The organism is Aquimarina rubra (genome assembly GCF_042684305.1).
GTDB lineage: Bacteria > Bacteroidota > Bacteroidia > Flavobacteriales > Flavobacteriaceae > Aquimarina > Aquimarina rubra.
Window position 1 is genome coordinate 1528106 of the sequence record NZ_JBHULE010000019.1, and the last position, 19042, is coordinate 1547147.

Consider the following 19042-nt stretch of genomic DNA (forward strand, 5'->3'; position numbering starts at 1 on the left):
TTATAAAACAATCACAAATCACTAAACAACAATGAAAAAGTATTTTTATTTATTACTGAGTCTATGGGTGCTGTCCTGTAGTACAGAAGAGGATATAATCGATAATCAAACAACTGACATTAATAAAATTTCAGTAGCTGCTAAAAACTCAAATCCGGTACAATTAGTAAAAGCTTGGAAATCATCTGGTTCTTATAGAGGATACACATCGTACTACCATAAGTTTTCGGTGGAGGTGTCAAATCTGGCATATGACAAAGAGGTTTCTATTTATCACGAAAGAATTGATGGTGCTTGGGATGAAATATCATTGTCTTATACTGCGAGCATTGATGGACAAACAGAATTATGGACCGGTGAGTATGTCAATGGTGCTTTTGGTGCTACACAGATATACGCAGACGAATTTGTTGTTAAATATGTAGTAAACGGTAATACGTATTGGGACAATAATGAAGGAGCTAATTATGTAATGGAAAATCGTGAGGGTGCTCTATTTGCCAAATCTGATCTTGCCGTAAGCGTAGATACTGATTTTGTGTCATTATCTTATTTTCCTTACGATGATAAAAATACATTAAACGTGACTGTAGATGTCAAAAATCTGGCACCAGAAAAAGAAGTAGGAGTCATATATACCTCTGATGGATGGCAAACCCAAAAGTATTTACCACTAACGTTTAGATCTATTTGGAGTAACGGACCGTTTTTTACTATTCAAAGTCCGAACAGTTATAATGTGGAAAGATGGCAGGGATATGCTAGACTAGACGCCACAGAGGATGAGGTAGAATATGCTGTAGTATATCGAGTTAATGGAAATGAATATTGGGATAATAACTATGGTAAAAATTATACCGTGGCAATAAAAACGTATAATTAATTAAATAGAGACATTTATTTAATGAATGAGTCCGCCTTACATGTGTGTTTGTATGGTGGACTCTAAAGATATTACTAACGGGTTGTAAAGTTGTACTTGGAATGTATATTTAATTTGTAATCAACTATTATCAAAATCTTTAAAATGAAAAAAATTATTTATTTACTAATATTCCTTGTTGTTTCGTCTTGTGCAGTTGAAGATGATTTTATAGAATCGCAAGAAGTAACAGATACTATTGAAGAAGTATCTAGCAAAACGATGAAACCTGTTACTTTAATTAAAGCTTGGGATCATAATATGAATTTAGATTCCGGTGAAACCTTTTTTCTCAAAAAATTTACAGTAAAAGTAGCAAACCTAGGATATGAGAAAAAGGTGAGCATATATCACAAAAAACAATCTGGCGATTGGGGAGAAATACCACTGTCTTATAGTTTTAACATCGATGATCAAAGCGAGATTTGGACTACACGTTTACAAACTATAGGAACTGAGTATGTAAAGGAATTTGTTGTAAAATATGAGGTAAACGGAAAAACCTATTGGGATAACAACAACGGAGAAAATTATTGGGTGTTTACACGACCTCAAGGATATCGATTTGGTGATAACCTAAAAGTAAGTGTGGACCAGGAGTTTTCGAAAATATATTATCATTCGAATCAGAAACGATCATTTAACATATTGGTAGATGTTAAAGGTAATATTGGCGATAACAAAGAAGTGGGTGTGGTGTATACTACTGATAACTGGGCTTCTTACCAATTTTTATCTTTGGAACCGAGATCTGATTACGGACCAGTTCCTGGATATTATGTAATTAGTCCAAATTATTTTGGGATAGAAAGGTGGCATAATTCTGTGCTTATAGATAAGGAAGTTGATGCTGTTGAATATGCAGTGGTTTATAAGGTAGATGGTGTTGATTATTGGGATAATAATTATGGAAGAAATTACCGTATATCTAAAGAGTTTTAATAGAACATATAAAAAAAAACCGTCTTAACGCAATATTCGCTTAAGACGGTTTAATACTTTATAGAATTAACTCCATTTTTATATTGCTTCTTAGATATGGAGAGTCTTTTTCTAGCTCAATTTCTACAAAACCATACTTTCTGTAAATATGTATCGCATTTTCTAGTAAGGTATTTGAATAAAGGATGAGTTTTATCCAGTTCTGATTTTTAGCAAAATCAAGACAGAAAGACATTAACTGCTGACCTATTTTTTGCCCTTGAAATTTAGGAGATACTGCCATTTTTCCAAGTTCAAACACTCCTTTTTCTACTTTAATTAACGAAAAAGTTCCGGCAATTTGATCTCCTGATTTGGCAAAGAAAATATGTCCCCCTTTATTGATAATTGTTTCTTCGCACCGTTGTAGTAAGTCTACATCATGAGGCTCAACTACAAAGTATTTTTCTAACCATTCTACATTAAGATCAGCAAAATCTTTTGCGTATTTAGGGTCAAAAGGTATGATGGTAATGTTCTTTAAAGTTTCCATAAATTATCTGTTGTAGGTTTCTAGGATTCGTTGGTGTAGTGATTTTTCTTTTAATTGGTTTTCCAAATGGTTAATGTGTTTTATAAGACTAGTGGTGCTACCTTCTGTTAACCACTTGACTTGTTGATCCATAATTTCCCAAAGTGGAATCATTTGTTTGTGTAGTGATGATCCTTTTTTGGAAAGTTTAAATATTTTTTTTCGTTTATCTATAGGATCTGTTTTATAGGTGACGAGTTTTTTGTCCATCAATTTTTTCAATGCTTGGGTAATAGCTGGTTGAGTGTAGTGTAACGCTTCTTGTATATCGGTAGTGGTGGCTTGTTTTTGGTCAATAATTACTTTGAAAATTGGAAATAGATATGGGTCAAAATCAATATGAGCAGCATCATATACCAACTGAATTTCTTTCATCATAAAATCACTTAATCGTTTTAGACGTGATCCTAATCCCAATTCACCAAAATCCTGTAATTTATCTTGCATAAGTATTTATATAAGTGCTTATGTAAATATAGTATTTTTTTATAGCTTTTACAAAAAGGTTTCGATGCTATTACTTATTTATGAGATTTTGATTAATGGAAAATATTCCTTTATAGTCCCTCTGGTTTTATTTTTAAATTGGAAATCAACTTCAATTCGACTGTAAAAACGAATATTTTTCCTTGAGAAATCGATAGGGATATCCTTGTAGGGATAGGAGAGTTGAGTGTTTACGATTTTGGGTATAGGGGCTTTGATCATTTTAGTTTCAGAACTGTAAATATTCTCCTTATAGGTAGTTGATGTTGTACCACGTTCATCTACCACCTCTTCAATAATTACATAACGAATTATCGCAGAAGAAATCTTTGCTTCATTTCTATGTATGCTTAGTTCTAAGTTAAACTTTTCATTATCAATAGGTGTTCCTTTAAACCTGACCTCCTTAAGAATTCCAGTACTATTAATTTTATATTGACCATACCCCGCAATTCCTATTCCTGCCAGTGCTGGTATCCAGAAATATCTTTTCAGGATATCTCCAAAATATAATATAGAAGATACAACCATTATAAATACACCAATAATAAAATATAAATATGGATCGATCTTATGTGTCTTATTAAAATCATCGATTGAGTAACTATAGTTTGGGTTTATGAGAGAGACTTTATTTTTATTTTGATGTTTTCCGTCGAATGATTTAATAAGACTGACAATAAAAACATCTTTCAGAAGTGAGTTCCGAATACTGGATTTGGACTCTTGGTCCAATTCTACTTCTAAATATAACCACCATATTATTTGTAGATTTCTGCCATTATATGATGTTGGTAGTTCTTCTAATGCTAGTTGTGCTTTATAACTGTAACGTTCTTTTTTTTCCCAAAAACTATCTTGATCAATTATTAGAGATGATATTTTGTTTTTACTACTAATTGCTTTTCCTAAAACTTGATACTGCAAGCTGCAAATAACATTAGTAAAACCCATATCAAGCTGAGGGTTAATATGTATTTCAAAATTGTTTGTAGTATTTATTGAAATACAATTATTGTTTTCAAATACGTACGATACATTGATATAATCTTTAATAGCCATAGAATTTCACCTTAAAACAATCATATAAATAATTTAATAAACTCCTGATATTGTCTTTAAAATGTTCGGATAAAATTTTTAAAACCTTTGGATTAATAATAATTTCATTTTGTTGCAGGGAGGAATATTGCGATATTCTTTTCTTTAAAATTCTTTCAAGTTTTTCTGTCGAGACTCCTTTGAAACGGAAAGTTTTATGTTTGCGATTGCAAATGATGAATTCAATATTTCGAAACCAATGTGTTGTAATTACATAGGAGATTTCAGATTGCTTCCATAATTGAAGTCTTTTCTTCCACGGAATGTGGTGTATACTATCTATGAATGTAATTCGTTCTTTGGTATTTGAAATACTTTGATGGTTTCTGCTATCCAAAAAGAATATTTCTGAGTTTGAAATTAATTGATGCAATGCTCTCAAGTGTGTTGTTTTCCCTCTGCCTTTTTTACCAACAAATTGAATAATGAAAGGTTTTTCCATAGTCAATAGTTGAATGCACTTTTCTAAATCGTATTTGGGATCTATAACCTCTAGCAGATCTTCGTCATCGATACCCCCAAAAGGATTATGAAAATAGTCAACATTTTTATTTAATATTAAATCGTCGTATTTTATTTTCAATGGCATATTTACTTACTCTCAAGTCCTTTCTTCAAAACTTCCTGAATTCCAGATAAATGTTCGCTAAATTGCATCATTTGTGCAAGTACCTGCGCCATTTCATTTTTATCACCAAAACCCTTCAACTTGTTATTTTTAACGAAGGTTTCTTTAATACTTTCCCAACGAATGATCTCTTCTTTATCAATAGTGCTAGTCAATTCTTTGTACTTAAGAAGGTTTGCTTCTGCTGCACTGGTTAAAGTTTGTGACTCATTTTCATAATGTGATAGGAGTAGGGTTTGTAATTCTTTATCATTCATGATTGGAACTACTTTGGCTACCAGTTTACTCATATCACGATAAGATCCTTGTAGTTTAAAAGAAGGCTCTGTACGATACGAATCTTCCATTGCTGCTGATTGTATATAGGTTGCATTTACTTGCATCACCGTATTGCGAATAGTCACTACTTTTTCTAGCACTGCAAGGTAATCTTGTATTTCCTGTTTGGTGTGATTTCCTTTTAGTTCTATGCCTTCCTGAGTACCAGATTCCACCATTTCAATCAATCCGTAAATGTCTTCAAAATATTTACTACTTAATTGATGTAAAACAGGATTAGAAGTTAATGCATTTTCGATCAGACTTAATTTAAATAAATCTGCTGTATCACCAATAATATCTCCTAAGTTATAGATATCAGCCCTGTTTGCTAACATATCAGGAATCTGGAATTTTTCTCCGCTTTCGGTATATGGGTTTCCAGCCATAATCACACAGAATTTCTTACTGCGTAAATCATAGGTTTTAGGATTGCCATTATAGATTCCTTCAATCTTACGCGTACCATCTGCCAAGGAAATGAATTTCTGTAAAAACTCAGGATTACAATGTTGAATATCGTCTAGGTATAACATCACATTATTACCCATTTCGAATGCTAGATTCAGTTTTTTGAGTTCTTCTCGAGCAGCAGAGTTGGTAGCAGCCATTGGGTCTACCGAAGTAACTTCGTGACCAATAGCCGGACCATTGATTTTCATAAATACCAATCCCAGACGATTAGCCATATATTCCATCAAGGTTGTTTTACCATATCCCGGCGGAGAAATTAATAAAAGCATCCCCATTCTATCAGTACGCTTGTTATCGCCAACACTTCCCAACTGTTTGGCTAGATTATCTCCAAATAATGGTAAATAAACCTGATCAATCAGTTTATTACGAACAAAGGAGGATAAAACTCTAGGCTTAAATTCTTCGAGTTTAAGGTCATCTTTTAAGGATTCGGTTACTGCATGTTTTGCTTCTCGATATCTTTCGAATGCCGGTACTTCTACATTGGCAAAGTTTGATAATTGAGCAACAAACTGATGATAATTAAATTCGAAATTACTTTCATGTATAGTAGGATGACTTCCTTTTAATCCTTCTATCGTCTGTGAAGGATTTATATGAATTACTTCTGAAACAGATTCTTTTTTATACAGCAAAACACAAACAATTTCATGTGCATATTCAATCTGTTTAGGATGATAGGATTTTAGAAAAGCAGTTACCCATTGTAGTGTTAAACGTATTACATCTTTCAGGTTTTTTCCATTAGTTAATTCTATGGATTTCTTGAATTTGCTTACTACTTTTTTCTTCTCTAATTCGACCAGAAATGAATCGTGTAATTCATTGGCAGTTTGGCTAATACAAAATACATTGTTGGTTTGTAGTTCGGCAAAAAGATAATTGCTAATGGCACTGCTATGTTTTTTATCGAATAGCTTTTGCTCATCGGCGAAGGTAGTAACCTCTTTTTCTAAATCAGAAAGTATCGTTTGGTATTCTGTACTATCCGAGAAGATCTCCAAAACTTCTCCTGATGCTTTAATGGTATCGTTCCAATACGTTCTCTTTTCGGTATTTAAGCTATTCCAGAAATATTGTGCATACGATCTGGATAAGGAATCGAATTGCAGTAATCCAAGGTCATGATCTTTACTAACTAAAACTTTTAGAATTTTCGCTGCGTCTACATCGTGGACTCCTTTTACGTATCCTTCAGCATAGTTTTTGCTGCTTTCGGATTTTATAAGTTCTAGTAATTCGTTTTCTCCTAGGTTAACAAGTTCTTCTTTTTTAGTAGCAAATAGTTTATAAGCCAAATAAGCTGCGCGATATACCTCTTGGTTTTCAGAAATTAATTCCTGATCCCAATATTTTTTGGATTTTAGCAATATTTCGTTTTTGATTTCCTGATAGAAATCTGTTCCGGTAAGATGATATTGTAACGTATTGTCTTTGTAAACAATGGTAAGATCTAAGGGCTGTTTGTTTACACCAAACTTATGTTTTCCAAGTTTGATAATATTTTCGCCATCTTCATAGAGATCTTGCTTGTCTTTTAATTTACGAGTGGCATCTTCTTTAGCTACTTTTAGGGCAGTTTCTATAGTTTCAGCTTTGCCAGCATCATCAAGCTCCATTAAGTTAGCAATGATATCCCTAAGTTTATTGATCATGAGATCAGAAGCAAAGTATCCATTGATATCAGCTACAGAATCAAAACTTAGTGCTTTTTTAGTAACGCCTTTTAAAATTCGATTTGCTGCATTTTCTAACGCAACCGCTTTTTTGTTTCTAGCTTCTATAAGGCTATTTTTTCTAGCCTCAAATGCATTGTAAACTTCCTCGCGCTTTTCGATAATCTGAGTAATAAACTCTTCAAAATCTGCAAATCTTCCCTCTAAATCTTCTAACTGAACAGACACTTTGTTTAATAACTCATCAGTTTTTTCTGGTGTATGCGCAATATCAAGGTAGTTGATAATACTTTGATCTACCAGTTTTAGTTGTGCAGCAAATTCTGCATTAGCTTCTTTACTACCAAGAGATTTTATTTTATTCTTGATACCAGCTTTGAGCTGATTGATCGTTGCAAAAATCAATGAAATGTTATCAATGATTTTAGTAGAATGCGAAGTGTCTTCAATCTGAAGATTAGAAACAATATCAATCAACATTTCTAGATCTTTGGCGATCTGATTTACTTCTTCTTCTAGCTTTTTTGCTTCTATTACTTTCTTAATTGCTTCTAGCGCTTGCTGTTTTTCTTCTACTCGCGAGTGATAGGGCAGTAGCGCCTTGTCGTCCAGTAAGAATTGTACACAACGCTGTGAGATTTTATCCGTTTGTTCTGCAATTTCAGCTTCGAGATCAGTGATAAATTGTTTGTCAACGTATCTAATATCATTTAGCCCAATAACTTCACCACGTAAAGTTCTTAGTTGTGATAACACTTGTACAAAGTCATCTATAGATCGAAAAGAGCTACTTTTTATTTTACCAAAGATACCTTCTGCAGTTTTTTGGGTTTCTTTAGTTACATTAGCAGCCGTTCTTCGCAGTTGTACAACTTTTTCGAACTCATCAATAGCTGCATTTGCCGCATTACTAATTTCTCCTAAAGGTATATCTAACCGGCAGGTATCTTCTTCTCTAATCCAATAATAGCTATCGATAATATCGTTGGAGGATTTAGCAAGATCATCATATAAACCATCGTAGTTGTCTTCTTTGTTCAGTAATGTGATGAGTGCATGGCATTCTGCCATAGCCTTTACGATATCTTTATTACCGATTTTATATAATAATGTATCTGTATGTTCAGAAGGGATTTCATTTCCTTTTAAAAAAGGTGTTTGCCATATCTGAATAACATGGTGTTTTGTTTGCTCATCTTCTGTTTTGAAATAACATAATTCACCACCTTCTAAAATGGTAAAACCATTACAGATAATTGGTGTTTTTACTTCTTGTTCGATAACATTGTAGGACATTAAGGTGTATAGCCCTTTTTCACTTTCATAAAATACATACAAAAAGTCTTCGCCGTTAGGCGAGCTAATTTTTTCCTGGAATTTGACATCAGAAATCTCATTGGTGAATAGTTTGACTTCTCCGGATTGCAAATAATATCCGTTAGGATATATGATTCCCTGATCATCTGGCAAGAGAACACAAGCGTCTTTGATACACTCAATTTTTTTAACCTCTTGTACCTTGTGGTTGTACACAAAATATCTTGGCGCTTCCTGGAATGGTTTTATTTCTAAAGCGATGAGATTTCCTAGGTTTGCATATCGATATTGACCATCATCAAGTGTCTGATCCACTTGTTCTACAGCTTCGTTGTAAATCCCTTTTCCGTCGTCAGTATTATCTTCGATTTTAATGGTGAGATCACCACCTACAGTTTCCACAAAAACTTTATCCAGTATAGAAATATGTGGATGTGTTCCATAGCGGTGCATATCTCGTGTTACTTCCTTCCACTCAAATTCATATTGCTCAGGGAATTTAAACTCGTGCTCACTTCGGTTGTCTACATAGGTAAGTGTGCCTTCGTTTATCAGCCATTTAAAGGTTTTTATATCAGAAATACTTTCGCTTAACTGAAAAACCATGTGTAGATAATTACCAACAATAGCAAACTTAGAAAAGATGGTATTTCTATAGTATTTATATAGATTGGTAAAGTCATCAATGAAAACCGGATCATTGATGAGCTCTAATTTTTTATTGATAAAATGATCATCAGCATACGTATAGATACTGAATACATCATCTAGTTTTATCTCTGTCCGTAGTCCAAAATGCACATTATATCCAAAAAGACAAAAATCGCCAATGGTAACAATATCTCGTGCAATACAATTATTTTCTGTATTGATACGATTATTGGCAATAAGTTTGGTTTCTACACTACCAAAAACTTCTTTTCGTGCATCATTTAATTGGGTAAGACGGCTTTGGAGTTCACCTTTTTGTTTTTGCAAACGATTTTGGATGATCTCATAGGTTCCACCGTCTAGTTGTATGTTATTCGTGTTGGTTTCTTCCATAGTTGTTACTCTAGGTTTAATCAGAGTTAAAATTGGTTTCCCTTCTTTTTGAGGAGGGACGAATTTGTCAAAGACAAATTCAGGGTGGTGGTGGATTCACCACCACCTCTTTCTTCCGCTAAGCGGAATTCATTCTCCTCCTTTTTTGAAGAAGGAGAGCTTTTATGGTTTAAAATTATCCTCAACTTCTTATAATACCGACTCTAAATTGTCAAACACCATTTTATTTTCAAAACGAATCACTCTAAATCCTAAACTTTCTAAGTAATCAGTTCGTTTTTGATCTTTTTCTTGAGCCTTCGGTTTATTATGAATCTGTCCATCCAATTCTATTATCAGTTTTTCTTTAGGACAATAGAAATCTACAATATAATTGCCAATACTGTGTTGTCGTCTAAATTTTCTTCCCTTTAATTGACTTTTTGAAAGGTGCTTCCACAAAAAGGCTTCTGCAGATGTTCCATTATTCCTTAGATCTTTTCTGAAGGGTTCTAAATATTTTCTGTTATGGAGTTGATTATTACTCAAAATCTATTATTTAATCTTCTCAATTCTAGAATTGGTTGGTTTTTCTGAATCATAGGTGATTTTTATTGAATCACCTACTTTCCTTGTTTTAGGAAAATATAAGTCGTGCTCATGTTCCGAAATTTCTTGTGTTTTTGCATACTTTTTCGAATCTACAATATATGAGTATTTGACATGGATATTCTCTACGGTAGGTGAGAATTCGTTATCAATCTTATTCCTTGAAATTTTTTCTATGACTGCTGTTGTAATGACTCCGTTTTTTACCAATCCTTCTTTCTTGTAATAATTATTGAATGCTAATACACCAACTGCTACTAGTAATACTGCTATTAGTCCTAAAAATTTTCTATTCATAATCTTTCCATTAAAATTAAAACCAAAAAAAATTCCTGGTTAACTCAGAAGTTCCTTCTCCTTGGGGAGAAGGCTAAAATGAGGGGTTTTACGAGAACACCCTCGCCTTAATCCTCTCGCTCAAGGGAGAGGAAACCTTAATCTATAATTCAAAACATACTATACACTATCACTGCCACAATCAAACCTATCGCTACTCCAAAACCAATCAATCTTCGTTTAAGTAATGCTTTTCTTTGCTTTTTTAGTTTATCTCTAATTTCTTGTAATGTTTCTTCAGAAACTGGCTCTATTTTGATTCCTTCACTTTTGGAATCTGTAACTCCATTTATATGACTAAAAGCATCTCTTTTATTTCTTCGATCGTTAAATTTAATAGAAGCGACCATTGCTGCTATGCTCATAAGTAAACCGTATTTAAAAGTTAAACAAATCCCATCTAGTCAATCACTCGCTACCCCAAAGAGAGTTCAAGACTTTCAGGGATTGACTTTTATGGGTCTAAAAATGTATTTATGATAGTATTCATAAAGTTTTGTGGATTTTTAACCTCCTCTTTCTTCCGCTTAGCGGAATTCATTCTCCTCCTTGATAAGGAGGAGAACTCTTTTCTGAATATTATTTCAATTTTTTATCAGATAATCCTAGGCCTTTTGCCAGATTAAACAGGTTACTAAACAAAGTGTTTTCTTCTTCATTAGTAGATTTTTGTTTAAGATCCATTAGGATGTTGGCAATGGTTAGATTCTTTATGTCCTCTGAAGAGATTCCGTATTTAGTGGCAAATTCTTTTACTTTTTCTAAAAGATTTCCTTTCACATCGTCACTACCCAGAATAGCGTCTTTTACATCCTGAATATTATCAGAGTGTTTTACTAATCGATCGAACCCTTTAGCTTTTGTAATCTGACCTACAATTTGATCAAAGAACATCGTTTCACCACCTACAATATCGATATTAGCAGCTTTTAATGCTTCTCCGATTACTTCTGCTTGCGCGTCTGCAATCTCTTTTTGAATATTGATATGAGCTAAGTCTACTTGTAATTCTTTGTCTAATCGTAGTTTGAACTCTTCGTGTTCTTTACCAACACCGTCAAGCTTCTTCATTGCTTCAGCTTTTTCTTCGATTCCGGCAGCATCAGCAAGTGCTTTCTCTTTAATCACTTCGGCTTCAGCTAAACCTTCTTCTTTGATGGCTTCAGCTTTAGCAAGAATTCCAGCAGCTTCTGCTTTAGCTTTCTTTTCAATGATATTGGCTTCTACTAACCCCTGACGTTCATTAGCATCGGCTTTTGCGTGCATTACTTGTGCTTCAGATAAACCAATGGTCGCCTCTTCTTTGGCAGTTGCTTCAGCAAGAGTTTTACGAGCTTCTGCTTCTTTTTCACTTGCTTCTTTCTGCGCTTGTGCTTCGATATTGATTTCCTGTGCTTTTTGCTTAGCAGCTTCTTTTTGCGCTTCAGCAGCTTTGATGGTAGTAATTAAAGCTTCTTCTGCATTTGCTTCTGCAATTGTGATTTTTACTTGTTTCTCACGATCTGCAGTTTTAAAAGCTTCGATATCTTTCATATTCTCTTGCTCTTCCACCACGCCTTTTTCCAGCATTACTCGATCACGAATCACATCCTGAATGTTTTTCTTCTCAACTTCTACTACTTTTTCTTTTTCAATTTGAGCAAGCGTTACAATACGTTCACGTTCTGTAGCTTCTAACATTCTGTCTTTTTCTACTCTTTCTGTCTCTACAGCATCTGTACGTTGCTTATTTTTCTCCGCAACAATGATTTGTCGCTGCATATTTTCTTCTGCAACTTTTACCTTTTCTTCTGTAGAGATACGTGCGGTTTCTGATTTTAATCTTTCTTCTTCTGAAACCTTTAGTATTTCGGCTTCTTCACGCGCTTTGATATTTGCTATTTCTCTTCGTTGCTGTTCTTCTTTTTCGGCTAATTGCTTATCTAATTCTAAAATAGCTTCACGTGCTTCTACATCTTGTTTACGAATTATTTTTTCTTCATCACGCTTGATAAGATTGGATTTAACATTCTGCGCCGCAGTTAATTCGGTGATTTTTTTAATACCTTCTGCATCCAGAATATTATCAGCCTTCATAACGCTAAGAGACGTTTGTTCTAGGTCATCAATAGCACAGTCATCCAGAATATATCCATTAAGATCTGTACCAATAATATTTACAATCTCATCTCTGAATTCGCGTCGGGCTTCATATAATTCTACAAATTCGAATTTTTTACCAACGGTTTTTAAAGCTTCAGAAAATTTTGCATCAAATAAATTTCTTAGAACATCTATTTCCGAAGCTCTTGCACATCCAATAGTTTGCGCTACATTGATTATATCTGCTTTTGATTTATTAACTCTTACAAAGAATGCTACTTTAATGTCAGCTCGAATATTATCCTTACATATAAGTCCATTTATACCTGTTCTCTCTATTTCTAGTTTTTTTACGGAAATATCCATTATTTCCATTTTGTGAAGCACAGGAACGACTAATCCAGCATTGAAATAAACTTTTGTTCCACCTGCTCCAGTTCTTACCAAGACTTTTCCTTGGATAATTTTTTTGTACATGGATATGATCCACATGATCAATCCAAACGCAACTATTACTATAGCTACTAAGATTATTAGTGACGATTTCTCTAACATATTAATTTAAATTTTTGTTGGTTATTATGATTGAAATTTTTCTATTAAATAATACTTTTTATCTTTAGATTCATTTACGATTAAGGCTTCTTCTCCTGAAGCGATAGAAACCCCTTTGAATCCCTTTGCTTGAACTCTTATTGGGTCACCTTTTACCATTACCTCGATTTGCCCTAATTTTTCGCCAGATACTGGTGATTTTACAATACATCTACGTCCAAGAAAGTCGATTTCTTCTTCACCTTTATGGTCAATCATGCGATAAACTTTAGCAATAGGTTTGGTAAGGAGTTTTGTAATGAAAAGGCTCACAATTAAATTGGGTAGTAACATTACGAATCCCATCCAATTAGACTGCCATCCAAACGTATGAGTTATATTTATTGAGATAAACCATATTGAAAAGAATAATATAGTCAACATGAACATCAAGGGAAGTTCGTCAAAATTGAAATACCTTAAAAATTGTACACCAACACTTTCTGATTGAACTTCTGCGTTTAGATTTTTTTGCGGAAGGTCTACATCTGGATTGTAATTATCCATATCTGCATCCATATCCACATCTAAATCCAGATCAGTAGAAGCGTCAAATTCTACGTCAAAAAAGTCTAAATCCAGGCCGGTTAGAATGGTTAAAATCCAGTATAATATTAGTGCTATACACATTATAGAGAAAAATGCGTTCACCGGTGAAAATGCTATTTCTACAAGTTCCTTCAATGTTTTAGTTGTTTAGTTAGTTACTAGTTGTTTAGTTGTCTCTCTTTTCAAAGTCTTCTGTTTTGTAAACTTTAATTCTTCGAATAATTAAATAGATCAGAGAGGTAATAAGAAATGTCCAAAAAAGTCCTACGAATAAAAATTCCATATCCTTGTTATTTAAGTTTTACTGCTGTTCCATACGCCAATATTTCTGATGCTCCCTGCATCACCATAGAGGTAGTGAGTCTCACATTAATAACCGCATCTGCTCCTAAACGTTGCGCATCCTGATTCATTCGCTGTAAAGCTTGTTCCCTGGATTGTGCTTGTAATTTGGTATATTCTTCTATTTCTCCACCAACTATATTTTTTAGTCCTGCAAAAACATCTCTACCAATATTTCGTGCTCTCACTGTGCTTCCTCTTGCTATTCCTAAAATCTGAATTACTTCTTTATTAGGTATCGTTTCTGTCGTAGATGTTACCATGATTTATTAGTTTTTTTGTTAATATTTTGCTGAATGGACTAAAAGTATCTGATTACTAGTAGTTTCTACTTCTTTTCGTCATTCATTCCAAGTTGCTCTTTTAGCTTTGCTAAATCATCTTCTGCATTACTCTTTGTAATATCTGCCGCTTTGTCTAATTGATCATCAATAGATTTTGATGCGCTTGCGATATCACCGTATGCTTCTGCCAATGCTTCTTCCTGATTTACTTTGTCTTTCATACGCTCCAACATAGAAACTGTACTAGAACTATCTATTTCTGCCATCTGTTTGTTTACATTTTTAGTAGCTGCAGAAACTTTTACACGTGCTTTCAGGGTTTTAAGCTCATTCTCCCATTTGCTGATATTCTGTTTGATCTCTTCTACATTTTTTTCTAATTGAGATACAGAACCATCAAACTTTTCTGTTTCACCTTTGCCACGAGTTACGTGCTGCAATGATTCTTCTTTTTTGATCAATGCTTCTTTTGCTAACCTATCTGCTTCGGCAGTATCAAGATCTCCATTTTGTGCTTTTTTTAGGATCAGCATGGCTTTCTGTTGATAATCTTCTGCTTTGGCAGCAAATTCTTCGGTGTCGTTTTTGGATCTGATAGCTAATGCTTTTACTTGCGCCAGGGCTTCCAGGCTTTTTTCGAGATCTATTTTCATATCACGGATCCCTTGTTCTGTCATTTTGATAGGATCTTCCATTTTATCGATAGCAGAATTTGCCTCAGCTTCACCTATTTTAAATAGTCTTTTGAAAAAGTTCATAGTATTAATATTTTGAAAAATTTATAATTTGTTGCGAGTATTCGCTTAATAATAAGCCTAAAGAATTTAATGTTCCTTCTAATTCATTTAGGTCTAGGTTTTCTAATTGTAATGTATCCCTGAAGATTACTTTTTCTCCGGTTTCGTCCAGCACAAATGCTCCGTGCACGATATCCCTGTTTTTCTGAAGTAAGCTTCGATATACGAGTTCATTTTTATTTTTAATATTGAAAATATGTTGTTCTATAATTAAAATTGGTAATGCTACACCAAGTATGAGATTTTTAATCCCTTCGTTCTCTTTACTGATCATTATAATTCCATCTCCCTTATTTTCATGAATGATATTGAAATTAAGTTTCAGTAAATATTCTTTCACCTGTTCAAAATGATCTTGCATGTGATGGTTGTTTTTGATTGATTATTAGTAATTTATTTATGGTTTCTGACTTAGTATCAATATTACAAAAAGTAGGATAACTTTTCTACTATATCGACAGCTAAATTGGCAAGATATTGTACGATGGATATCATGAGTATGTTGTTTTTTAAGTTAATGAATTAGTTGTTTGCTAAAATTTTTAGTATCACAAATGATTTTGCCCAAAATCAATCTACTCTAGAAAAGTATTTCTACTAAAATTAGCATTTATTAAATATATTAGCTAATATTGTTAGTGTAAAAGTACAATAATTTTTTATAATTGCAAATAAAATTAGCAAAAATGTCATTTTTTGGAAAAAATATTAAAAAAATTAGAAGTGTAAAAAGTTTGAGTCAGCAAGCATTTGCTGAGCTTTTTGACCTGAAACGAGGTACTTTAGGAGCTTATGAAGAAGGACGAAGTGAGCCTAAAATTGATACTATTATAAAAATAGCTAATTATTTTAGCATAGAAATTGATAAGTTGCTAACCGGAGAACTAACCGTTAATGAACTCCTGAAGTTTAAGGGAGATCTTACCACTTATGCACAGGATATAAAGCGTGAGCAATTTGCAGTAATTCCCTGTATTACTGAAAGTACTTCTGGAGAGTATATAGCTTTATATGATAAAAGCAACTTTATAAAAGAACTGCCTACCATTCAATTACCTGTCAATCCTGCTAAAGAGTTTAGAGGATATACCGTACTAAATTTAGAAATGACCAATCACGATCAAGGCTTTTATCCAAAAGATGTTGTTATCGGTGAGAAAGTACCTTCTGATGTTATTAAGAAATTAAATAATGGAACTTTGGTAGTTGCTTTAACCGATACAAAACTTATTTTCAGAAGGCTTTACATTACTAAGAATAGTGTGGTATTACGTGCGGATCATAAAAATATTGAGGATGAAGAATATCTTATTTCCGAAATTAAAGAAATGTGGCGTGTTCGCTATGTGTTTTGTAAACGTATTCCTGAGTTTGCAGATGGTATGGAAGGTAAACTACAAATGATAGAACAAGAATTACTTAGAATGAAAGAGAAGTTAGGCTAGTTTCATTGGTATATTCAGTAAACAAAAAAAGGAGCGAGTAGCTCCTTTTTTTGTTTTTTTAGTCTATTGTAAAAACACATTCAACTGTATTTTGACCCGATTGAGCAGAATCTACTTTAAAATAGGGTAGGGCGAATCTACATTTGTTCCATCATCAATCAAAAAACGAAAAGTTGTGGAATTCAAAAAAACACTAATAATTATTTTGCTCATCGTGGTAAAAACGATGTGCGCACAAAACTCAATTAAAGGGAATGTCACGGATCAAAATCAAGAATCTCTCATTTTTGCAAATGTTATTGTTTACCAAGATAAAACAGATACCGCAATTTCGGCGATGGCTACAAGTGAAAAAGGTGAGTACTTCTTCGAAAACATTAAAGCAGGTAGTTATAGGATAGAGGTATCGATGCTTGGTTATGATACTAAAATCTCAGAAATTTTTAGTCTTAGTAATACAGGGAGTGAGTTGGTAATGAATTTTGTGTTACAATCAGAGCAGCTAGATGAAGTATTGATCACCTACAAAAAACCAATTATTAAGCAAACCGCAGAAAAACTAATTGTAGATATCGAAAAGTCTGAAATGATCAATACTAATCTACAAGATGTAATGAAAAAGGTTCCAGGTGTTATTGTTACAAATGGAAATATAAATTATGGAGGGCAGAGCAATATTAAAATACTTATTAACGGCAAAACAACTGATTATATGGATGTTGCTTCTCTGTTACGAGAAATGCCAGCAGATAACATTGTGAGAGTAGAACTGATTCAGCAACCGGGAGCTGAATACGATGCGGAAGGATCTGGACCAATTGTAAATATCATTTTAAAGAAAAATGTAAAATTGGGGACTCACGGGAATATACGTAGTACTATTGGATATGTCGATGACCTTACTTATGGTACGAGTGCATCTGTTGCTAGTTATAGAAATAAACTCAACTGGCAGGCGAGTGCAGGTTATAATCGGTCTTCTTGGAGGGAGGATTTGATCATATCGAGGCAAGTTCTAGATGAAACCTATGATCAAACATCGATTTCACCTTTTGATCCCGAGACATATCGATTAAGCGGTGGGGTTGATTATTATGTAAATAATACAAATACTATCGGTATTAATGCTAATAGAATTCAGTCTTTATCAGATCGAATTACTAAAAATAATACTACTGTCAGCAACGGAAATACATCAGCAACACTATTAACCGATAATAGCTATGATCGAGATCGAATCACCTATACATTTAATCCATATTACGAGTATGATGATCAGAAGAATAAAATAACATTGGATTTTAGTTATATAGATTATATGTTTAAAAATGAAAATAATTTATTTCAAATAGAAGAAAGTCCAATAGAGTATAATAATCAACGTTACTTTCAGAATGCAGATTTTGAAATATTTACTTATCAAGGAGATTATAAACGAACACAAAACGATAATTTTAGTTGGGGATTAGGAGCAAAGTATTCCCAGGTGAATTCTGATAGTGATTTACAAGCCTTAACGGAGAATGATCAAGGAGAATTTATAAATAACGAGAATCAAAGCAATCGTTTTCTGATAGATGAGAGTATTTTGGCAGTGTATTCAAAATTTAACGCGAAATATAACAAATGGTCATTTTCTGGAGGATTGCGTTGGGAAGAAAGTGATACTGAAGGTACTTCGGTGACACAAAATGAAACAAGATCCAGAAAGATTTCTAAATTGTTTCCCAGTCTAAGTTTAGGAAGGGAAATAACTGAAGAGATCGGAGTAAATGTTGCGTATAGTTATCGAATTCAAAGACCATCATATAGTTCTCTGAATTCCTTTGTGTACTATTATGATCCATTTACTTTTGAAGAAGGAAACCCAAACCTGAAACCTGCTTTTACCAATAGCTTTCGCTTTAACCTTACGTATGAAGATCAGCCGTTTTTTAGTGTTAGTTATGGGCAAACAAAAGACGCGTTATTCGAAATTATCACCCAAAATGATACTTCTGCAGAAACTTCTCGCTCTGTCATCAATCTTGCAGAGAATAATAATTTTACTGCTAGTTTATTTGGTCCGTTAGATTTCATAAAAGGATTGGGTGGATATACCGGGATCATTGTGAATTATAATGAATATACATCTGAGAGATTAACCCCAGCGTTGGATTTATCACAATGGAGTCTAACCTGGTATACAAGTGCTGAATATCAATTACCTTGGGATATAAACTCTGAAATCTCAGGATATTATTCTACAGGTGGGTTAGAGGGTCAAATAGAATACAAATGGATGGCTGGGGTAGATGTTGCAGTCAGTAAGAAGTTTATGAATGATCGTTTAAAGGTAAGCCTCGAATTTGAAGAAATTCTGAATAGAAAATTCTTTGGAAGCATCAATTACGATAATGTAAATGCAACAATTGTTAATGATTGGCCAAGGCAAAATATTTTTCTTCAGTTGAATTATAATTTTGGATCTAAGTTTAGTAAAAATAAAAAGAGAAGCAATGTCTCAGAGGAAGAACGGGATAGAATTGATGATAAAAACTAAA

At 33.4% G+C, this 19042-nt stretch carries 17 protein-coding genes; 4 read left to right on the forward strand and 13 right to left on the reverse strand.

All coding sequences use genetic code 11. The features are described from left to right. The first annotated feature begins 31 nt into the window (after nt 1–31). Entirely contained in the window at nt 32–883 is an 852-nt protein-coding gene (locus ACFSR1_RS15205) for a hypothetical protein (RefSeq protein ID WP_378293874.1), read from the forward strand. Nucleotides 884–1027: 144 nt separating this feature from the next. Then, nucleotides 1028–1864, forward strand: coding sequence for a hypothetical protein (locus tag ACFSR1_RS15210; protein ID WP_378293875.1), 837 nt, complete (start codon nt 1028–1030; stop codon nt 1862–1864). A 58-nt stretch (nt 1865–1922) separates the two neighbouring features. Here the strand turns inward: ACFSR1_RS15210 and ACFSR1_RS15215 are convergent, their stop codons facing one another. From ACFSR1_RS15215 to ACFSR1_RS15275, 13 genes are all read right to left on the reverse strand, one after another. After that, the gene (locus tag ACFSR1_RS15215) at nt 1923–2396 is read right to left on the reverse strand and encodes a GNAT family N-acetyltransferase (protein ID WP_378293876.1); all 474 of its coding nucleotides are present in this window, start codon (nt 2394–2396) and stop codon (nt 1923–1925) included. 3 nt (nt 2397–2399) lie between these two features. After that, on the reverse strand, nt 2400–2882 hold the full coding sequence (locus ACFSR1_RS15220) for a MarR family winged helix-turn-helix transcriptional regulator (protein WP_378293877.1): 483 nt from the start codon (nt 2880–2882) through the stop codon (nt 2400–2402). A gap of 78 nt (nt 2883–2960) precedes the next feature. Continuing rightward, the gene (locus ACFSR1_RS15225; protein WP_378293878.1) at nt 2961–3983 is read right to left on the reverse strand and encodes a hypothetical protein; all 1023 of its coding nucleotides are present in this window, start codon (nt 3981–3983) and stop codon (nt 2961–2963) included. Next, on the reverse strand, nt 3973–4611 hold the full coding sequence (locus tag ACFSR1_RS15230) for a hypothetical protein (RefSeq protein WP_378293879.1): 639 nt from the start codon (nt 4609–4611) through the stop codon (nt 3973–3975). Before ACFSR1_RS15230 ends, ACFSR1_RS15225 begins: the two co-directional genes overlap by 11 nt. A gap of 2 nt (nt 4612–4613) precedes the next feature. Then, nucleotides 4614–9482 (reverse strand): DNA repair ATPase, encoded by a 4869-nt coding sequence (locus ACFSR1_RS15235; protein ID WP_378293880.1) that lies wholly within the window; start codon nt 9480–9482, stop codon nt 4614–4616. Nucleotides 9483–9671: 189 nt separating this feature from the next. Further along, nucleotides 9672–10010, reverse strand: a complete 339-nt coding sequence (locus tag ACFSR1_RS15240; RefSeq protein ID WP_378293881.1) for an endonuclease domain-containing protein — start codon at nt 10008–10010, stop codon at nt 9672–9674. 6 nt (nt 10011–10016) lie between these two features. Continuing rightward, nucleotides 10017–10367: a DUF3592 domain-containing protein gene (locus tag ACFSR1_RS15245; RefSeq protein ID WP_378293882.1), complete on the reverse strand. Its 351-nt coding sequence runs from the start codon at nt 10365–10367 to the stop codon at nt 10017–10019. Between the two features lie 149 nt (nt 10368–10516). Next, on the reverse strand, nt 10517–10771 hold the full coding sequence (locus tag ACFSR1_RS15250) for a hypothetical protein (protein WP_378293883.1): 255 nt from the start codon (nt 10769–10771) through the stop codon (nt 10517–10519). 214 nt (nt 10772–10985) lie between these two features. Next, nucleotides 10986–13043, reverse strand: coding sequence for a flotillin family protein (locus ACFSR1_RS15255; RefSeq protein WP_378293884.1), 2058 nt, complete (start codon nt 13041–13043; stop codon nt 10986–10988). A 24-nt stretch (nt 13044–13067) separates the two neighbouring features. Next, nucleotides 13068–13766 (reverse strand): hypothetical protein, encoded by a 699-nt coding sequence (locus tag ACFSR1_RS15260; RefSeq protein ID WP_378293885.1) that lies wholly within the window; start codon nt 13764–13766, stop codon nt 13068–13070. Nucleotides 13767–13921: 155 nt separating this feature from the next. After that, nucleotides 13922–14236 carry a YbjQ family protein gene (locus ACFSR1_RS15265; protein ID WP_378293886.1) on the reverse strand — a complete coding sequence of 105 codons (315 nt, stop codon included), beginning with the start codon at nt 14234–14236 and terminating at the stop codon, nt 13922–13924. Between the two features lie 65 nt (nt 14237–14301). Continuing rightward, nucleotides 14302–15015, reverse strand: a complete 714-nt coding sequence (locus ACFSR1_RS15270) for a PspA/IM30 family protein (protein WP_378293887.1) — start codon at nt 15013–15015, stop codon at nt 14302–14304. Nucleotides 15016–15019: 4 nt separating this feature from the next. Then, nucleotides 15020–15415, reverse strand: coding sequence for a molecular chaperone Tir (locus tag ACFSR1_RS15275; RefSeq protein WP_378293888.1), 396 nt, complete (start codon nt 15413–15415; stop codon nt 15020–15022). Between the two features lie 325 nt (nt 15416–15740). Here ACFSR1_RS15275 and ACFSR1_RS15280 point away from each other — a divergent pair, with 325 nt between their 5' ends. Further along, a complete protein-coding gene (locus ACFSR1_RS15280) occupies nt 15741–16499 on the forward strand; it encodes a helix-turn-helix domain-containing protein (RefSeq protein WP_378293889.1) in 759 nt (252 codons plus the stop codon). A gap of 226 nt (nt 16500–16725) precedes the next feature. Then, nucleotides 16726–19041, forward strand: a complete 2316-nt coding sequence (locus tag ACFSR1_RS15285; protein WP_378293890.1) for an outer membrane beta-barrel protein — start codon at nt 16726–16728, stop codon at nt 19039–19041. Nucleotide 19042 lies beyond the last annotated feature (1 nt).